General features: G+C 59.9%; 12 protein-coding genes and 1 other RNA gene. 5 read left to right on the top strand and 8 right to left on the bottom strand.

Annotation, left to right across the window (positions count from 1 at the left end):
* Positions 1-404: 404 nt before the first annotated feature.
* The 6 genes from ffs to V6Z53_RS11355 all read right to left on the bottom strand — a co-directional run bounded on the left by ffs (position 405) and on the right by V6Z53_RS11355 (position 9,788).
* Positions 405-501: signal recognition particle sRNA small type (gene ffs, locus V6Z53_RS11380), an RNA gene on the bottom strand.
* A gap of 110 nt (positions 502-611) precedes the next feature.
* Positions 612-1,778, bottom strand: a complete 1,167-nt coding sequence (locus V6Z53_RS11375; RefSeq protein ID WP_338585593.1) for a putative zinc-binding metallopeptidase — start codon at positions 1,776-1,778, stop codon at positions 612-614.
* Positions 1,779-1,949: 171 nt separating this feature from the next.
* Positions 1,950-4,307, bottom strand: coding sequence for an NAD-dependent DNA ligase LigA (gene ligA, locus V6Z53_RS11370; protein WP_338585592.1), 2,358 nt, complete (start codon positions 4,305-4,307; stop codon positions 1,950-1,952).
* A 220-nt stretch (positions 4,308-4,527) separates the two neighbouring features.
* Complete coding sequence (zipA, locus tag V6Z53_RS11365) at positions 4,528-5,379, bottom strand: cell division protein ZipA (RefSeq protein WP_338585591.1); 852 nt, start codon at positions 5,377-5,379, stop codon at positions 4,528-4,530.
* A gap of 258 nt (positions 5,380-5,637) precedes the next feature.
* Entirely contained in the window at positions 5,638-9,126 is a 3,489-nt protein-coding gene (gene smc / locus V6Z53_RS11360; RefSeq protein WP_338585590.1) for a chromosome segregation protein SMC, read from the bottom strand.
* Positions 9,127-9,128: 2 nt separating this feature from the next.
* Positions 9,129-9,788 (bottom strand): GntR family transcriptional regulator, encoded by a 660-nt coding sequence (locus tag V6Z53_RS11355; protein WP_338585589.1) that lies wholly within the window; start codon positions 9,786-9,788, stop codon positions 9,129-9,131.
* 264 nt (positions 9,789-10,052) lie between these two features.
* On the opposite strand from V6Z53_RS11355, the gene xdhA reads away from it, so the two are divergent.
* From xdhA to guaD, 4 genes are all read left to right on the top strand, one after another.
* Positions 10,053-11,507: a xanthine dehydrogenase small subunit gene (gene xdhA / locus V6Z53_RS11350; protein ID WP_338585588.1), complete on the top strand. Its 1,455-nt coding sequence runs from the start codon at positions 10,053-10,055 to the stop codon at positions 11,505-11,507.
* On the top strand, positions 11,500-13,899 hold the full coding sequence (gene xdhB, locus V6Z53_RS11345) for a xanthine dehydrogenase molybdopterin binding subunit (protein WP_338585587.1): 2,400 nt from the start codon (positions 11,500-11,502) through the stop codon (positions 13,897-13,899). Before xdhA ends, xdhB begins: the two co-directional genes overlap by 8 nt.
* Before the next feature lie 117 nt (positions 13,900-14,016).
* Positions 14,017-14,859, top strand: a complete 843-nt coding sequence (xdhC, locus tag V6Z53_RS11340) for a xanthine dehydrogenase accessory protein XdhC (RefSeq protein WP_338585586.1) — start codon at positions 14,017-14,019, stop codon at positions 14,857-14,859.
* Positions 14,860-14,867: 8 nt separating this feature from the next.
* Positions 14,868-16,172, top strand: a complete 1,305-nt coding sequence (gene guaD, locus V6Z53_RS11335) for a guanine deaminase (protein ID WP_338585585.1) — start codon at positions 14,868-14,870, stop codon at positions 16,170-16,172.
* A gap of 163 nt (positions 16,173-16,335) precedes the next feature.
* Here guaD and V6Z53_RS11330 read toward each other — a convergent pair whose 3' ends face one another.
* A complete protein-coding gene (locus tag V6Z53_RS11330; protein WP_338585584.1) occupies positions 16,336-17,100 on the bottom strand; it encodes a GntR family transcriptional regulator in 765 nt (254 codons plus the stop codon).
* 358 nt (positions 17,101-17,458) lie between these two features.
* Between V6Z53_RS11330 and V6Z53_RS11325 the strand changes: the two genes are divergently transcribed.
* A complete protein-coding gene (locus V6Z53_RS11325) occupies positions 17,459-18,649 on the top strand; it encodes a benzoate/H(+) symporter BenE family transporter (protein WP_338585583.1) in 1,191 nt (396 codons plus the stop codon).
* Positions 18,650-18,783: 134 nt separating this feature from the next.
* On the opposite strand, the gene V6Z53_RS11320 is transcribed toward V6Z53_RS11325, so the two are convergent.
* Positions 18,784-19,128: a YggL family protein gene (locus V6Z53_RS11320; protein ID WP_007896965.1), complete on the bottom strand. Its 345-nt coding sequence runs from the start codon at positions 19,126-19,128 to the stop codon at positions 18,784-18,786.
* Positions 19,129-19,156 lie beyond the last annotated feature (28 nt).

Below are 19,156 nucleotides of genomic sequence, written 5' to 3'. Positions count from 1 at the left end.
CTCGCTGTCGCTAACATTGGCGGCGGTGAAGCAGCAATATACCGCTGACAATTCGCGGGATATCACGGCTGCCCAACGACTCACGTAACCCTGTGAGCGGACGCCATGCTGGCTCTATTGTATTGATCGAACGTCTGGAAACAGGTGATCAAATGCCCGTTTCCGGCGGCGATTCTACGAGATGCCTGACAATTTGCAAGGCAAGGTGACCGATCATGTCGCGAGCTGATGCAAAAATGCATCAATAAACAATTGATTCAAATGGTTAGCGGCAGGCTGCTTTTTATCCGCCACACAAATCGGACACGACAAAAAACCGCTATGGACAAGATCCATGGCAGCACAAGAAAAAACATTGGATTCAGATAACGCGAGAGAAGACTCGCGGTGCGTTATGGAGGCAACCCCACCAGCCACACCCCGGCACACAATGTTCCCGCTGTGGCTGCTGCCTTCCGGCTCTGACCAGGTTCACGGGTAATCGTTGCGGGGGGACCGATGGGGTCACCAAAACGACGCTCACCTGACGGTGAGCCGCGCCATTGTACCTGTCTGAGACGAAGTTACAACCGTTCAGACCGATTAAAAATATGAAGGCGTTCAAGCACTTGCTATTGCGCCTGAAGCACCTCATCCGCCCTGCCGCCCTCGCGCTGGATGACCAGATGAATAAAGTGCAGCTTGGCGATCACCGCCGGCGGCAATACGAAGGGATAAAAATCCGGCTGCCCCATGCTGCGTGACAACTCATTGAGCATGCCGGCCAATTCGATCCAGGCGTTGACGAACGACAGAAACGCCGCACCACCGGGATGCTGTGAATCGTAGAGGGTTTCCAGTGGAAACGGCTGGTAGTCGAAATCCATTTCCCGGGCACTCATGCCAAACCCGAGCGCGGTGTCCACCGCGTCCATCATGTGCAGGTAGTGCGCCCAGGTTTCGGCCCAGTCTTCCCACGGATGCATGGTGGCGTAGGCGCTGACGTACTGTTGCTGCCAATCAAGCGGTGCGCCTTGTTGATAATGCCGATCAAGTGCCTCGGCGTAACTGGCGCGCTCGTCGCCGAACAGACCGCGAAACGCGTCCAGCCAATCACTGTTGGCGATCAAGCGATCCCAGTAATAGTGCCCGACTTCGTGACGAAAATGCCCGAGCAGAGTGCGATAGGGTTCGTGCATCTGCACGCGCACCTGTTCGCGGTGGGCGTCGTCGGCTTCCTTGATATCGAGGGTGATCAAGCCGTTGGCGTGGCCGGTGGTGGGTGGCTTGCCTTCGAGGTCGACACCGATGAAATCGAAGGCCAGGCCAGCGTCTTCATCGACGGTTTTGGGGATCACCTGTAAACCCAGGCTGACCAGTTGTGCAACCAGGCGCCGCTTGGCGGTTTCCACCTTGCGCCAGCGCTCATGATTTTCCGCTATCGATAAATCGGGGATGGTGCGATTGAGGCTACAGGCGATGCACAAGACGTCGTGTTCATTGGCGGGCAGCAACCAGTTACAGGCCGCCGGGGAATCGAGGTTGGCGCAGCGGCGAAACAGGCCAGCCTCTGGGTCGACATCAAGCCACCAGGTGCCTGCCTGCTCTCCCGGTTGCAGCGAGGTCAGACGGCTCTGCTCCGGCTGATAGCCCAACGCCGCCGAACAGGCCAGGCACTGGCTGTTGCGAAAGAACAGCGACTGCCCGCAACGACAGGGCCAGACCTTGCTGTTGCGCGAACTTTCGCCCATGAAGGGCGCGGCAATGCGCGAGCTGAGCTGTTCGAAGAAACGGTACATGGCGATCTCTCCCTGGGGCTTGCCAAGACTAGATCATTCACGGGTGGTGATCGTTCCCGTTTTCTGCGGAACTGTTGAAATCGTCTTCGCGAGCAAGCCCGCACACATTTAACCGAGCTCTTCCTGTAAAAAATCGATCGAATGTGGGAGCGGGCTTGCTCGCGAAAGGCTTCACACCGAAATGTCGTGTTTACGCAGAAACCCGACAAACGCCTCTTCATCCAACACCTTCAACCCCAACTCATTGGCCTTGGCCAACTTCGACCCCGCCCCCGGCCCTGCCACCACACAATGGGTCTTGGCCGACACGGAACCTGCCACCTTGGCACCGAGGCTTTCCAGTTTTTCCTTGGCCACATCGCGACTCATCAGCTCCAGCGAACCGGTGAGTACCCAGGTCTGTCCAGCCAGCGGCAAACCTTCAACGACTTTCTTCTCGCTTTGCCAGTGCATGCCGAAATCGGCGAGCTGCTTTTCCGCAGCTTCGGCGAGCACGCGATTTTCCTCGACCGCAAAAAACTCACGAACCGAATTGGCCTGTTTCTCTGGCAGCGCCTGACGCATGTCCAGCCAGTCAGCGCTGATGACCCCTTGCAGCGAACCGAACTTCTCAGCCAGTTTCTGCGCCCCGCCCGGCCCGACCGAAGGGATGTGCAGCTTGTCGAGGAAACCGCCCAACGTCGTGCTGGCGGCAAACTCGGCGCCCAAGTCGCCCTGATCCTGAATCTGCAAACCATGCTTGAGCAGATCGGCGATCACTTGCTGGTTATGCGCATCTTCAAAGAAGCTGTGAATCTCGTGAGCCACTTCCAGGCCGACATCCGGCAAGTACGTCAGCACTTGCGGCAATGCCTGCTGCACCCGCTCCAGCGAACCCAGCGACCGCGCCAGCACCTTGGCCGTCTCTTCGCCGACATCGGGAATCCCCAGGGCGTAGATGAATCGCGCCAGCCCAGGCTTCTTGCTGTCTTCAATGGCACTGAGCAGCTTATTGCTCGACACCTCGGCAAAACCTTCCAGATCGACGATGTCGTCGAACTTGAGTGCGTAGAGATCGGCCGGCGAACTTACCAAACCTTCATCCACCAACTGCTCGACACTCTTGTCGCCCAAACCTTCGATGTCCATCGCACGGCGCGACACGAAGTGAATGATCGCCTGCTTAAGTTGCGCACCGCAGGCAAGACGTCCGACGCAGCGGTAAACCGCGCCTTCGCTGACCGTCTCGCGGCCCTTGCTGCGCTTGACCAGTTGCGTGCGCTCGACGTGGGAGCCGCAAACCGGGCACTTTTCCGGGATCTGCACGGGACGCGCATCTTCCGGACGGCGCTCCAGAACCACTTGCACCACCTGCGGAATCACGTCGCCGGCACGACGAATGATCACCGTGTCGCCGATCATCAGGCCCAAACGTGCGACTTCATCCATGTTGTGCAGCGTCGCATTGGCCACGGTGACACCGGCAACCTTCACCGGCTTCAGCCGCGCGACAGGCGTGACCGCTCCGGTGCGTCCGACCTGGAATTCCACGTCGAGCAACTCGGTGAGCTCTTCCATGGCCGGAAATTTATGGGCGATCGCCCAGCGCGGCTCGCGGGCACGGAAACCCAGCTCGCGCTGAGACGCGATGCTGTTGACCTTGAACACCACGCCGTCGATTTCGTACGGGAGCGCATTGCGGCGTTCGCCGATGTCGCGGTAGTAATCCAGGCACTCATCGATACCCTTGGCCAGTTTCAACTCATGACTGATCGGCATGCCCCAGGCCTTGAGCTGTTGCAAGTTGCCGATGTGCGTATCGGCAATGTCCGCCGAAATCTGGCCGATGCCGTAGCAGCAAAACTCCAGCGGCCGGTTGGCGGTGATCTTCGAGTCCAGTTGCCGCAAGCTGCCCGCCGCTGCGTTGCGCGGATTGGCGAAAGTCTTGCCGCCGACTTCCAGCTGCGTGGCGTTGAGCCGTTCGAAACCGGCCTTGGACATGAACACTTCACCGCGCACTTCCAGCGTCGCCGGCCAACCCGTGCCCTGCAACTTGAGCGGGATGTTGCGCACGGTGCGCACGTTGACGCTGATGTCTTCGCCGGTGGTGCCATCGCCGCGCGTGGCACCGCGCACCAGCACGCCATCCTGATACAGCAAGCTGACCGCCAGGCCATCGAGTTTGGGTTCGCAGCTGTACTCCACCGCCGCGCCACCACCGAACAGATCGCCGACCGGCAGATCCAGGCCCTCGGTCACCCGACGATCGAACTCGCGCATGTCGGTTTCTTCGAAGGCATTGCCGAGGCTGAGCATCGGCACTTCGTGACGTACCTGGGTGAACGCCGACAACGCCGCGCTGCCCACTCGCTGGGTCGGGGAATCGCTGGTGATCAGTTCCGGATTGGCGGCTTCAAGCGCTTTGAGCTCGTGGAACAACCGATCGTACTCGGCGTCCGGAATGCTCGGCTCGTCCAGCACGTGATAGCGATAGTTGTGCTGATCCAGCTCGGCGCGCAGCTCTAGAATGCGGTTTTTGGCGGCAGTCATGGGTGTTCTCTCATAAAGCAAAAGAGCAGCCGAGGCTGCTCAATTTTCTAATTCACAGTAGATCAAGGCTATGGACATTGTGGCGAGGGAGCTTGCTCCCGCTCGGCGGCGTAGCCGTCGTAAATCCTGCAACCTCGTTGTACTTGGCACAACGAGGTGAATGGCCTTGGGGCCGCTTCGCGGCCCAGCGGGAGCAAGCTCCCTCGCCACAAAAGCGATCTTAGCGCTTCTGGGTCAGTGCACGACGCTCGAACTCGACGATGCGCTGACGGTAATGCTCGATCGTCTGGGCGGTCAGCACGCTGCGCTGGTCGTCCTTCAGTTCGCCGTTCAGCTCTTGCGACAGCTTGCGCGCTGCGGCAACCATCACGTCGAAGGCTTGCTTCGGATGACGCGGGCCTGGCAGACCGAGGAAGAAGCTCACCGCAGGGGTGCTGAAGTGGTCGATGTCGTCCAGGTCGAATACGCCAGGCTTGACCGCGTTGGCCATGGAGAACAGGACTTCACCATTGCCCGCCATGCTTTCGTGACGGTGGAAAATGTCCATCTCACCAAAGCGCAGACCGCTCTCCAGAATGTTCTGCAACAACGCCGGGCCTTTGAAGCCGGCCGCGTCGCGGCAGATCACACTGATCACCAGCACTTCTTCGGCCTGTGGCTGATCCTTGTCGTTGACCGCTGGCGAAGGCTTGGCATCGTCGTCGAAATCGCCGTCGCGGCTGCTGAAGCTCGGGCCGCCGTCCAGATCCAGACTGAGGTTCATGTCACCCTGGGAAGGTTCGCCATGGCCACGCTTGCCACGCTTGCCCGACTCACGAGGCTCGCGTGCCGGCATGCTCACCGACGGCAGATCATGCTCGTCCAGTTGCGGCTCTTTATGCGTATCCAGCACGCGAGGCGGGCCCAACAGCTCGGCGCTGGTGTCCTCATCCGGCAGGTTGGACAGACTTCGATCAAGACGGAATTTCAGTTTTCCCTTGCCGCCGCGCATCCGGCGCCAGCCATCAAAAAGAATACCGGCAATGACAATAATGCCGATGACGATCAGCCACTCGCGCAGACCGATTTCCATGTAATCCCGTGCCTCTATAAAAAATGCTGAAAAATAAGGGGTTTACAACCTGTAAACCGCTTTAAAACGTGGCGCCAACTCTATGTTCTGACAGGCGTTTTGCCCACGTATACGAAAAATTGACATTAAACTAGCACGACCAAAGGCAACTTTACACCGTCTACCGCCCCGGCTTACGCGAATATGTCGATTGGCCAGCAAGTCGAAGCAAGTAAAAAAGTCCTACGGACTACAAATACCTCCCCTACAAGTGCCGAATCAGGCATCCACCATCGCCATCGCCTCTTCGACATCCACCGCCACCAGACGCGAACAGCCGGGTTCGTGCATCGTCACCCCCATCAGTTGATCGGCCATTTCCATGGCGATCTTGTTGTGGGTGATGTAGATGAACTGCACCGTCTGCGACATCTCTTTGACCAGTCGTGCGTAGCGTCCAACGTTAGCGTCATCCAATGGCGCGTCAACTTCATCGAGCATGCAGAACGGCGCCGGGTTCAACTTGAAGATCGCAAAAACCAGTGCCAATGCGGTCAGGGCTTTTTCGCCACCGGAGAGCAAATGGATGGTGCTGTTCTTCTTTCCTGGCGGCTGCGCCATGATCGTCACCCCTGTATCGAGTAGATCTTCGCCCGTCAGTTCCAAATAGGCGCGGCCTCCACCGAAAACTTTTGGGAAAAGCGCCTGTAAACCGCCATTGATCTGATCAAAGGTATCTTTGAAACGGTTACGGGTTTCCTTGTCGATCTTGCGAATCACGTTTTCCAGCGTATCCAGCGCTTCCACCAGATCGTCGTTTTGCGCATCCAGATAACGTTTACGCTCGGATTGTTGCTGGTATTCGTCGATGGCCGCGAGGTTGATCGCGCCGAGGCGCGCAATCCGTGCGGCAATGCGTTCAAGTTCTTCCTCGGCGGCTTTTTCGCTGGCCTCGGCGGTCAGCGTGGCGAGCACGCCGTGCAGATCGTAGCCGTCTTCCAGCAGTTGATCCTGCAAGGCCTTGCGGCGCACGGTCAACGCTTGCCATTCCATGCGCTGCTGTTCGAGCTGACCGCGGATCAGTTGCGATTGCTGCTCAGCCTGGTTGCGGCGTTTCTCGGCATCGCGCAGTTCACGGTCGGCGTCTTCCAGGGCGATCTGCGCGGTCTTGAGTTCTTCGTCGACAGTCATGCGTTTGTCGAGCAACTCTTCAAGCTTCAAGCGCAGTTCTTCCAGCGGCGCCTCGCCCTCTTCCAGGTTGAGGCTCAGCTGCTCGCGTTTTTCGGTCAGGCGTTCGGACTGCATTTCCAGACGTTCCAGCGCCTGACGCGTCGAATCGTGCTGCGCTTTGAGCGAGCCCAAACGTACCGCCAGTTGATGGGCGTGATCCTTGTGCTGCCGCGCTTCCTGACGCACCCGATCCAGGCGCTCGCGCAGGCTGTCGCGCTGGGCCAGCAGCAACTCACGCTGCTCGGTGTCCAGCGCCATGCTGTCGAGGGCTTCCTGCAATTGCAGGCGCGCTTCGCCGATGTTTTCGTGTTCCAGAGTGCGCTGTTCGTCCAGCTCGGTGAGCTCTTCGTCGAGACGAGTGCGGCGCAGGGTCAACTGTTCGGCCTTGGCTTTACCGGCCGACAACTGGGCTTTCAATTCACCTTGCTGACGGGCTTCGTCTTGCAGCAAACGACGCAAATGCTCGCGACCGTTTTCCTGCTGACGCTGTTGCGCGCGCAGGTTTTGCAATTGGCTTTCCAGGGTTTCGACGGCGGCTTCACGCTCTTCGCGTTCAAGGCTCAACTGCTGGATTTCCTGCCCCCGGGCCAGCACGCCGCTTTCCGCTTCACTGGCCCGTCGCACTCGCAGGAAATGCCGGCCGACCCAGTAACCGTCGCGGCTGATCAGGCTCTGACCGACAGCCAGTTGACCGCGCAGGGCCAGCGCCTGTTCGAGGCTTTCCACCGGCTTGACCTGACCCAGCCAAGGCGACAAATCGATCTGCGCCTCGACCTTGTCGAGCAGGCTGCCGGGCACTCGCACGCCATCGCCAGCAGGGCTGAGCAAACGCAAATCGCCTTGGGCAAATCCGGCCAGATCGTATTCGTTGAAGTCATCCACCAGCACCGCTTGCAGATCGGCGCCGAGCACGGTTTCCACCGCCAGCTCCCAACCGGCCTCTACCTTCAGGCCTTCGGCCAGACGCGGGCGATTCGCCAGGTTTTGTTCGCGTAACCATTCGGCGGTGCCGGTGCCGGGATCGAGCGCGGCTTGCTGCAGGGCTTCCAGCGAGGCCAGACGCCCATTGAGTCGCTGCAAATCGCCTTGGGCCTGCTGCTGCGCCGTCAGCGTCTGCTGCAATTGCTGGCGCAGTTGCTCAAGCTTTTCGACCTGAGCTTCTTCACTGGTCTGCAAGTCTTCGAGGGTCGCCTCGGACTCAGCGAGCTGCTCGCTGAGCTCCATGATCGCCGCGTCTTCCGGGTCCGCCGAAAGCAAAGTCCGTTCTTCGCCGAGACGCTTTTGACGATCGGCCAGACGCTCCATGCTGGTTTCCAGCTGCTGGATGCGCGACTGCTGCACTTCAGCCTGACGGCGCGGTTCGGCGGCGGTCAGGTTGAACGTGTCCCACTGCTCCTGCCAGCCGTGCATGGTGGTTTCGGATTCTTCCAGCGCGGCGGCGGCTTCTTCGGCGGCAGCGCTGGTGACTTCCTGCTCCGGCGTGAGCATGTCCAGCTCTTCGCCGAGAGTCAGCAGCAACGTGCGGTCGTGGCCCAGGTGCGATTCGGTTTCCAGGCGCGCACGCTCGGCTTCTTTCAAATCGTCCTGCAACTGACGCAAGCGCTGCTGGCCGTGCTGGATGCTCTGCTCGACCCGGGCGATGTCGCCGCCGACCGAATAGAAGCGCCCCTGCACCAGATTGAAGCGCTCGGACAGGTCATGGTGCCCGTCACGCAGGCGTTCGATGCTGGCATCGGCGTTGCGCTGCTCGGCCACCAAGGCTTCGAAACTGATTTCCTGGGTGCCGATGATCGCTTCGCGTTGACCGACCTGATCGTTCAGGTCCTGCCAACGTAGCGCCGACAACTGGGCCTTGAGCTGACGCTCTTCGCCCTTGTATTCCTGATACTTCTTGGCGGCCTCGGCCTGGCGGTGCAAGCGTTCGAGTTGACGCTCAAGCTCTTCGCGCAGGTCAGTCAGGCGTTCCAGGTTTTCGTGGGTGCGGCGGATGCGGTTTTCGGTCTCGCGCCGACGCTCCTTGTACTTGGAGATGCCCGCCGCTTCTTCGATGAAGTTACGCAGGTCTTCCGGCTTGGACTCGATCAGCTTGGAGATCATCCCCTGCTCGATGATCGAGTAGCTGCGCGGGCCGAGGCCGGTGCCGAGGAAGATATCGGTGATGTCGCGGCGACGGCATTTGGTGCCGTTGAGGTAATAAGTGGTCTGGCTGTCGCGGGTGACTTTGCGGCGAATGGAGATTTCCGCATAAGCGGCGAATTCACCTAGCAAGGTGCCGTCGGAGTTATCGAAGACCAGTTCGATGCTCGCCTGGCTCACCGGTTTGCGGCTGGTCGAACCGTTGAAGATGACGTCGGTCATCGACTCGCCGCGCAGGTTCTTGGCCGAGCTCTCGCCCATCACCCAGCGCACGGCGTCGATGATGTTCGACTTGCCGCAACCATTGGGCCCGACCACCGCCGCCATGTTACTGGGGAAGTTCACCGTGGTCGGATCGACGAAGGACTTGAACCCCGCCAGCTTGATGCACTTGAGCCGCAAGATCAGGCGTCCGTCAGGGCGGAGATCACCAGATCGCAGCTGCGCTGGCCATAGGCGGTCAGCACTTCGCGAATCTGTGGAAAGTCACGGGCAATTACGGCGGCGAGCAGGCGTTCGAACAGTTCCAGGTACTCGCTCATCGAGGCCTTGCGTTGATCCAGGGCAAGGAAATACGCACGGCTCATGGCCGGCTGCAGATTCTCGACGGTTTCCTGCAAGTACGGATTGTTGGCGAACCCATACGTGGCGCGCATCACATTGAAACTGTCGTCGACGAAGGTATGGATGTCCTGGCGCTCGTAGCTGGCGGTCAGGCGCTGCTGGATCTGCACGAACGGCGCCAGGTCGACCTGGACTTTCCAACCAGTGGCCACGGCGTTGGCGAGCAGGATGTACATCTCGCTCATCAGCGTGCACAGGCTCTGCACCTTGTGCGGGGTGAGTTCCGTCACATGGGCGCCACGTCGCGGCAGGATCGCGATCAGGTGGCGACGCTCAAGGATCAGCAAAGCCTCGCGGACCGAACCGCGGCTGACGTCGAGCGCCTGCGTGACCTTCTGTTCCTGGATGCGCTCCCCGGGCTTCATTTCGCCGCGAATGATGCGTTCGGCGAGGTGGTGAGCGATTTGCTCGGCGAGGCTGTCCGGCGCCTTGAACGTCATGGTTGTCCTTCAAACTCTTCGATCTGCACAAGCGGCGCAGTGTAGCGCAATTGATACGTCATGGCGCAGAGCCCTACCGGGGGTTTTGGCACGATTCAAGCAAAAAGCAGGCAAGCCCGCGAGGGTCAATAATGAAGAAACAGGTTGTTAGTCGACAAAATGCATTTTCCTGACCTTTAAGTCAGAAAATCATTGACCGAAAAGTCAGACCTGCTAAATTCGGTCACATCGGTTAACAACAATAATGAGTCTGCGAGGCCTTCCGTGATCCAGTTTTTACTAAACCAGGAACTCCGTAGCGAGCACGCCCTGGACCCGAACCTGACCGTGCTCAATTATCTGCGCGACCATGTGGGCAAACCCGGCACCAAAGAAGGCTGCGCCAGCGGTGACTGCGGCGCGTGCACCGTGGTGGTTGGCGAATTGCAGACCGATGATGACGGTCGCGAACACATTCGCTATCGCAGCCTCAACTCGTGCCTGACGTTCGTTTCGTCGCTGCACGGCAAACAGCTCATCAGCGTTGAAGACCTCAAGCACAAAGGCGAACTGCACAGCGTGCAGAAAGCCATGGTCGAATGCCACGGTTCGCAGTGCGGCTTCTGCACTCCCGGTTTCGTGATGTCGCTGTTTGCCCTGCAAAAGAACAGCGATGCACCGGATCATGCCAAGGCTCACGAAGCGCTGGCCGGCAACCTCTGCCGCTGCACCGGCTACCGCCCGATTCTGGAAGCCGCCGAGCAGTCATGCTGCGGTAAAAAACCGGATCAGTTCGACGCCCGTGAAGCCGAAACCATTGCGCGCCTGAAAGCCATCGCGCCTACCGACATCGGGGAATTGAACAGCGGCGACAAGCGCTGCCTGGTGCCGCTGACCGTGGCCGATCTGGCCGATCTCTACGACGCTTATCCACAAGCCCGCCTGCTGGCCGGCGGTACCGACCTGGCGCTGGAAGTCACTCAATTCCACCGCACCCTGCCGGTGATGATCTATGTCGGCAACGTCGCCGAGATGAAGCGCATCGAGCGCTTTGACGATCGCTTGGAAATCGGCGCCGCCACGTCCCTTTCCGATTGCTACGAGGCCTTGAACGCCGAGTACCCGGACTTCGGTGAATTGCTGCACCGCTTCGCCTCCTTGCAGATCCGCAACCAGGGCACCCTGGGCGGCAACATCGGCAACGCCTCGCCAATCGGTGACTCGCCTCCGCTGCTGATCGCCCTCGGCGCGCAAATCGTCCTGTGCAAGGGCGAAACCCGCCGCACCATGGCGCTGGAAGACTACTTCATCGATTACCGTGTAACCGCGCGCCAGGAAAGCGAGTTCATCGAGAAGATCATTGTGCCCCGCGCCAGTGCCGAACAACTGTTCCGCGCCTACAAGGTTTCCAAGCGCCTGGACGATGACATCTCCGCCGTCTGCGCAGCCTTCAACATTCGCTTGGAAAACGGTGTGATCGCCGATGCCCGCGTGGCCTTCGGTGGCATGGCCGCCATTCCGAAACGCGCCAACAGCTGCGAAACCGCGCTGATCGGTGCGCCGTTCAACCACGCCACGATTGAACGCGCCTGCGCCGCTTTGGCTGAAGATTTCACGCCGCTCTCGGACTTCCGAGCCAGCAAGGAATATCGCCTGCTCAGCGCGCAAAACCTGCTGCGCAAATACTTCATCGAACTGCAAACACCGCACATCGAGACTCGGGTGACCGCTTATGTCTAATCATCACGCCGTAGAGAAGACCCAGGCCGAACTGGCTGAACTGTTCGCCAAGGACCTGACCACCGGTGTCGGCCGCAGCGTCAAGCACGACAGCGCCGCCAAGCATGTGTCCGGCGAAGCGCAGTACATCGACGACCGCCTGGAGTTTCCGAACCAGCTGCACGTTTATGCGCGCCTGTCGGACCGCGCCCACGCGAAAATCATCAGCATCGACACCTCGCCCTGCTACGCCTTTGAAGGCGTGCGTATCGCCATTACTCACGAAGACGTGCCGGGCCTGAAAGACATCGGTCCGTTGCTGCCGGGCGATCCGCTGCTGGCCATCGACACCGTAGAATTCGTCGGTCAACCAGTGATCGCCGTCGCGGCGAAAGACCTGGAAACCGCACGCAAGGCAGCCATGGCCGCGATCATCGAATACGAAGATCTGGAGCCGGTGCTGGACGTGGTCGAAGCCCTGCGCAAGCGCCACTTCGTGCTCGACAGTCACACCCATCAACGTGGCGATTCGGCCACGGCGCTGGCGACTGCCGAACATCGCATCCAGGGCACGCTGCACATCGGCGGCCAGGAGCACTTCTACCTCGAAACCCAGATCTCTTCGGTGATGCCGACCGAAGACGGCGGCATGATCGTTTACTGCTCCACGCAGAACCCCACCGAAGTACAGAAGCTTGTGGCCGAAGTGCTGGACGTGTCGATGAACAAGATCGTCGTCGACATGCGCCGCATGGGCGGTGGTTTCGGTGGCAAGGAAACCCAGGCAGCGAGCCCGGCCTGTTTGTGCGCGGTGATCGCGCACCTCACCGGCCAGCCGACCAAGATGCGCCTGCCGCGCGTCGAAGACATGCTGATGACCGGCAAGCGTCACCCGTTCTACGTCGAGTACGACGTGGGCTTTGACAGCACCGGGCGCCTGCACGGCATCGCGCTGGAACTGGCCGGCAACTGCGGTTGCTCGCCGGACCTGTCGGCCTCGATTGTCGACCGCGCGATGTTCCACTCGGACAACTCGTATTACCTGGGCGACGCGACTATCAACGGTCACCGCTGCAAGACCAACACCGCGTCGAACACCGCCTACCGTGGTTTCGGTGGCCCGCAAGGCATGGTCGCCATCGAAGAAGTGATGGACGCCATCTCGCGCCATCTGGCCCTCGACCCGCTCGCGGTGCGCAAGGCCAACTACTACGGCAAGACCGAGCGCAACGTCACCCACTACTACCAGACCGTCGAGCACAACATGCTCGAAGAGATGACCGCCGAACTGGAGGAAAGCAGCCAGTACGCCGAGCGCCGCGAAGCGATTCGTCGCTACAACGCCAACAGCCCGATCCTGAAAAAAGGCCTGGCGCTGACCCCGGTGAAATTCGGCATTTCCTTCACCGCAAGCTTCCTCAATCAGGCCGGCGCACTGGTGCACGTCTACACCGACGGCAGCATCCACCTCAACCACGGTGGCACCGAAATGGGCCAGGGCCTGAACACCAAAGTCGCGCAGGTCGTGGCCGAAGTGTTCCAGGTGGAAATGGACCGCGTGCAGATCACCGCGACCAACACCGACAAGGTGCCGAACACTTCGCCAACCGCTGCCTCCAGTGGCGCCGACTTGAACGGCAAGGCGGCGCAGAACGCGGCGGAAATCATCAAGAAACGCCTGATCGAATTTGCTGCGCGCCAGTACAAAGTCACCGAAGAAGACGTCGAATTCCACAACGGCCACGTACGGGTTCGCGATCACATCCTGACCTTCGAAGCGCTGATCCAGCAGGCGTATTTCGCTCAGGTGTCGCTGTCGAGCACCGGCTTCTACAAGACCCCGAAAATCTACTACGACCGCAGCCAGGCCCGTGGCCGTCCGTTCTACTACTTCGCCTTTGGCGCGGCGTGCTGCGAAGTGCTGGTCGACACCCTGACCGGCGAATACAAGATGCTGCGCACCGACATCCTCCACGACGTCGGCGCCTCGCTGAACCCGGCCATCGACATTGGCCAGGTCGAGGGCGGTTTCATCCAGGGCATGGGCTGGCTGACCATGGAAGAACTGGTGTGGAACAACAAAGGCAAGCTGATGACCAACGGCCCGGCCAGCTACAAGATCCCGGCCGTGGCCGACATGCCGCTGGACCTGCGGGTGAAGCTGGTGGAAAACCGCAAGAACCCGGAAGACACAGTGTTCCATTCCAAGGCCGTGGGCGAACCGCCGTTCATGCTCGGCATCGCCGCGTGGTGTGCGATCAAGGACGCCGTGGCCAGTCTCGGTGACTACAAGCATCAACCGAAAATCGACGCACCGGCGACGCCGGAGCGGGTGTTGTGGGGTTGTGAGCAGATGCGCCAGTTGAAGGTGGCGAAGGCTGTCGAAACCGAAGTTGAGTTGGCTTCGCTCTGATACCGAGGCGCGGCCAATCGCTAGCAGGCTAGCTCCCACAGGGGAATGCATTCCAAATGTGGGAGCTAGCCTGCTAGCGATGGGGCCGGAACAGACAACAGAGATGTTGAGGTGTTTATGTACAACTGGATCGACGCCCTCGCCGACCTGCAGAACCAGGGTGAGCCCTGCGTGTTGGTGACTATCATCGAAGAGCTCGGCTCGACGCCGCGCAATGCCGGTTCGAAGATGGTCATCAGCGCGAACCAGACTTTCGACACCATCGGTGGCGGACACCTGGAATACAAGGCCATGCAGATTGCCCGCGACATGCTCGCCAGCGGCAAGCAGGACACGCATCTGGAGCGCTTCAGCCTCGGCGCCAGCCTCGGCCAATGCTGTGGCGGTGCGACCGTTTTGCTGTTCGAACCGATGGGCCAGGTGCAGGCGCAGATCGCCGTGTTCGGCGCCGGTCACGTCGGCCGCGCGCTGGTGCCATTGCTCGCTGGCCTGCCCTGCCGGGTGCGCTGGATCGACTCGCGGGAAGAAGAGTTCCCCGAGCAGATCCCCCACGGCGTACGCAAGATCGTCAGCGAAGAACCGGTGGATGAAATCGACGATCTGCCGGTCGGCAGCTATTGCATCGTCATGACCCACAACCACCAACTCGACCTCGAACTCACCGCCGCGATCCTAAAGCGCAACGACTTCGCCTACTTCGGCCTGATCGGCTCGAAGACCAAACGGGTGAAGTTCGAACATCGCCTGCGCGATCGTGGTTTCGACAGCAGCGTCGTGCAACGCATGCGCTGCCCGATGGGCATCGGCGAAGTCAAAGGCAAGTTGCCTGTGGAAATCGCCATCTCCATCGCCGGCGAAATCATCGCCACCTATAACGCGAATTTCGGCCAGCAAACTTCCAGCGCCGGATCGATTGCCAAACTGCTGCCTGCCTCACGCCGCAGCCAAGCCTCTAACTGAGAATTCTCATGCCTCTGACTCGCAAAGCCTACCGCGCCGCCATCCTGCACAGCATCGCCGACCCTGCCGAAGTGGGCATCGAAGCCTCGTACGAGTATTTCGAAGACGGTTTGCTGGTGGTCGATAACGGTAAAATCAGCGCCCTTGGCCACGCCAGCGAATTGCTGCCGACCCTGCCCGCAGACATTGAAATCACCCATTATCAGGACGCGCTGATCACCCCAGGTTTCATCGACACGCACATACACTTGCCACAAACCGGCATGGTTGGTGCCTACGGCGAGCAACTGCTGGACTGGCTCAACACCTACACCTTCCCGTGCGAAAGTCAGTTCGCCGACAATGCCCATGCCGACGAAGTGGCGGACATTTTCATCAAGGAATTGCTGCGCAACGGCACCACCACCGCGCTGGTGTTCGGCAGCGTGCACCCGCAATCGGTGAACTCGTTCTTCGAAGCCGCCGAGCAGCTCGACCTGCGGATGATCGCCGGCAAGGTGATGATGGACCGCAACGCTCCTGACTACCTGACCGACACCGCCGAATCCAGCTACGTCGAAAGCAAGGCGCTGATCGAACGTTGGCACGGCAAGGGTCGCCTGCACTACGCCGTGACCCCGCGTTTCGCCCCGACCAGCACCCCGGAACAGCTGACCTTGGCCGGCCAGTTGCTGACCGAATACCCGGATCTGTACATGCAGACCCACATCAGCGAAAACCTCAAGGAAATCGAGTGGGTCAAGGAGCTGTTCCCGGAGCGCAAGGGCTACCTGGACGTCTACGATCACTACCAGTTGCTCGGCGAGCGCTCGGTGTTCGCCCACGGCGTGCATTTGTGCGATGACGAGTGCGCGCGCCTGGCGGAAACCGGTTCGGCCATCTCGTTCTGCCCGACTTCGAACTTCTTCCTCGGCAGCGGCCTGTTCAACCTGCCGATGGCCGAGAAGCACAAACTCAACGTCGGCATCGGCACCGACGTCGGTGGCGGCACCAGTTTCTCGCTGCTGCAAACGCTCAACGAAGCCTACAAGGTGATGCAACTGCAAGGTGCGCGCTTGAGCCCGTTCAAGTCGCTGTACCTGGCCACCCTCGGCGGCGCGCGGGCGCTGCGTCTTGAAGACAAGATCGGAAACCTGCAACCGGGCACCGACGCCGACTTCCTGGTGCTGGACTACAACGCCACACCGCTGCTGAGCTATCGCTTGAAGCAGGCCAATAACATCGCCGAGTCGTTGTTTGTGTTGATGACGCTGGGGGATGACCGGACTGTGCAGCAGACGTATGCGGCGGGGAATCTGGTGCATCAGCGCTGAGGTTTTTCCGGGCATAAAAAATCCCCCGCACTTTTCAGTCCGGGGGATTTTTATTGCCTGCCAGTCCGCCATCGCTGGCAAGCCAGCTCCCACAGGGTTTTGCGTTTGCCACAAATCACTGTGGGAGCTGGCCTGCCAGCGATTGGAGCGACTCGGTGTCAGGTCAGAGCTTGGCCGGCGAGCGCCCTGGCTTCTTGGTCTGCAACAGATGCGAGAACACCGCATGCAGATCATCCGACGCACTTTCTTCGTCGAGGTTGAGTTTGCTGTCGATGTGATCCATGTGATGCATCATCAGGTTCACCGCCAGTTCACCGTCACGCTTTTCGATGGCGTCGATCAACTGGGTGTGCTCGTCGTAGGAGCAGTGGGAACGGTTGCCGCTTTCGTACTGGGCGATGATCAGCGACGTCTGGGATACGAGGCTGCGCTGGAAGCTGATCAGCGGCGCGTTTTTCGCCGCTTCGGCCAGTTTCAGGTGGAATTCGCCCGACAGACGGATGCCGGCGCCGCGATCGCCACGGGAGAAGCTGTCGCGTTCGTCGTTGACCATCTGGCGCAATTCGGCGATCTGCTCGGCGGTCGCGTGTAGCACGGCCAGTTCGGTGATCGCGCGCTCCACCAGACGGCGGGCCATGAACACCTGACGGGCTTCTTCCACGCTCGGGCTGGCGACCACGGCGCCGCGATTCGGACGCAGCAACACCACGCCTTCATGGGCCAGGCGCGACAACGCGCGGCGAATGATGGTGCGGCTGACCCCAAAAATTTCCCCCAGCGCTTCTTCGCTCAACTTGGTGCCGGGCGCCAGACGCTGTTCGAGGATGGCCTCGAAGATATGCGCGTAGACAATATCGTCCTGGGTACCGCTACGGCCGGCTTTGCCTGCTCGCGGTTGTTTCTTTAGGGGCTGCAACTGTTCGTTCATGGGCACTCGAGTCGGGAGAACTGCGGCGAATTGACCGTGACTGTAATACGGCACAGTGGGTCGCTGGCAAGTATCGCGTAAAAAACACTGCGATTGTACACAATGGTTAGTGGCAACACGACTGTATGGCTGTTTGTCGCTTCTGCTGTATAGCAACGTTCGGTTACTTTTGAGTTTAGGCTTTAACGCAGTATCCGTGGGATTGGCACGACCTCTTGTAGGAGCCGAGCTTGCTCGCGATAGCGGTTTGACATTCAACATTCATGTCGACTGATTCTCCGCCATCGCGAGCAAGCCGGCTCCTACAGTTTCAGTGTTGCGGCGGACATTTTCATACGTATCAAGGAACAGCGCTGTCATGAACGACGCCACGCAAACCCGCCTGCGCCCATGGGCCGACACTTCACCTTCGGCCATTGTCGCCGGCTTCATAGCCATGATGACCGGCTACACCAGTTCCCTGGTCCTGATGTTTCAGGCCGGACAAGCGGCGGGCCTGACCAGCGGGCAGATTTCCTCGTGGATCTGGGCGATTTCCATCGGCATGGCGGTGTGCTCGATCGGCCTGTCGCTGCGCTATCGCACGCCGATCACCATTGCCTGGTCGACTCCGGGCGCGGCGCTGCTGATCACCAGCCTGGGCGGCGTCAGTTACGGCGAAGCCATCGGCGCCTATATTACCTGCGCGGTGCTGGTGACTATTTGCGGGCTGACCGGCAGTTTCGAGCGACTGGTGAAAAAGATCCCGGCGTCCTTGGCGGCGGCATTGCTGGCGGGGATTCTGTTCAAGATCGGCAGCGAAATCTTCGTCGCCGCCCAGCACCGCACCGCGCTGGTGCTGGGCATGTTCTTCACTTACCTGGTAATCAAGCGCCTGTCTCCGCGCTATGCGGTATTGGGCGCGTTGTTGATCGGCACGGCGCTGTCGGGGCTCATGGGGTTGCTGGACTTCAGCGGTTTCCATCTGGAAGTCGCGACGCCGGTCTGGACCACGCCGCATTTTTCCCTGGCAGCGACGATCAGCATCGGCATCCCGCTGTTCGTGGTGGCGATGACTTCGCAAAACATGCCAGGCATCGCCGTATTGCGCGCCGATGGCTACAGCGTGCCGGCCTCGCCGCTGATCACCACCACCGGCATCGCCTCGTTGCTGCTGGCACCGTTTGGCTCCCACGGGATCAACCTGGCCGCCATCAGCGCGGCGATCTGCACCGGGCCGCATGCCCATGAAGATCGCAGCAAACGCTACACGGCGGCGGTGTGGTGCGGGATTTTCTACGGGATCGCCGGGGTGTTCGGCGCTACGTTGGCGGCGCTGTTTGCCGCATTGCCCAAGGAACTGGTGCTGTCGATTGCCGCACTGGCGCTGTTCGGCTCGATCATCAATGGTCTGAGCATCGCCATGAGTGAAGTGAAGGAACGTGAAGCGGCGCTGATCACCTTCATGGTCACGGCATCAGGGCTGACGCTGTTTTCCATCGGATCGGCGTTCTGGGGGATTGTGGCGGGGGTGGTGACGCTGTTGATTTTGAACTGGCGTAAAAGCTGAAAGATCGCAGCCTCGTTGCACTCGACAGCTCCTACAGGAAATCGCATTCCCTTGTAGGAGCTGTCGAGTGCAACGAGGCTGCGATCCTTTAATCAAAAAAAACGGCGACTCAAGGGTCGCCGTTTTTCAGAACATCAAGCTACCGGATTGATCGGCTTTTCCGGGTACCAGACGTCGATCAATGGGCTGACAGTGGCTTCGGTCAGCTCGCTGCGGCCTTTGAGCCAAGCTTCTACAGCTGCACGCTGCTCTTCGGAAACCGAGCCACGCTTCTGCAGGCATACCAGACCGAAGTCGTCACCGCCAACATAACCGAGACCATTGGCTTCCATGGCTTCTTTGAGGAACGCATCGAGGAAAGCATCAATGGCTTCATCAGCCAAATCTTCTTTGAAATCCAGGTTCAGCTCGAAACCCAGCTCTTGAAATTCATCGACGCACAGTTTTTTGCGCAGACGCTGGGAACGGTTAGTCGCCATTGGAACAATCCTCTTAAGTAATAACGGC

Origin of the sequence: Pseudomonas sp. MAG733B (assembly GCF_036884845.1) — a bacterium.
Classification (GTDB): Bacteria; Pseudomonadota; Gammaproteobacteria; order Pseudomonadales; family Pseudomonadaceae; genus Aquipseudomonas.
This window is presented reverse-complemented; position numbering and strand designations above follow the sequence as displayed.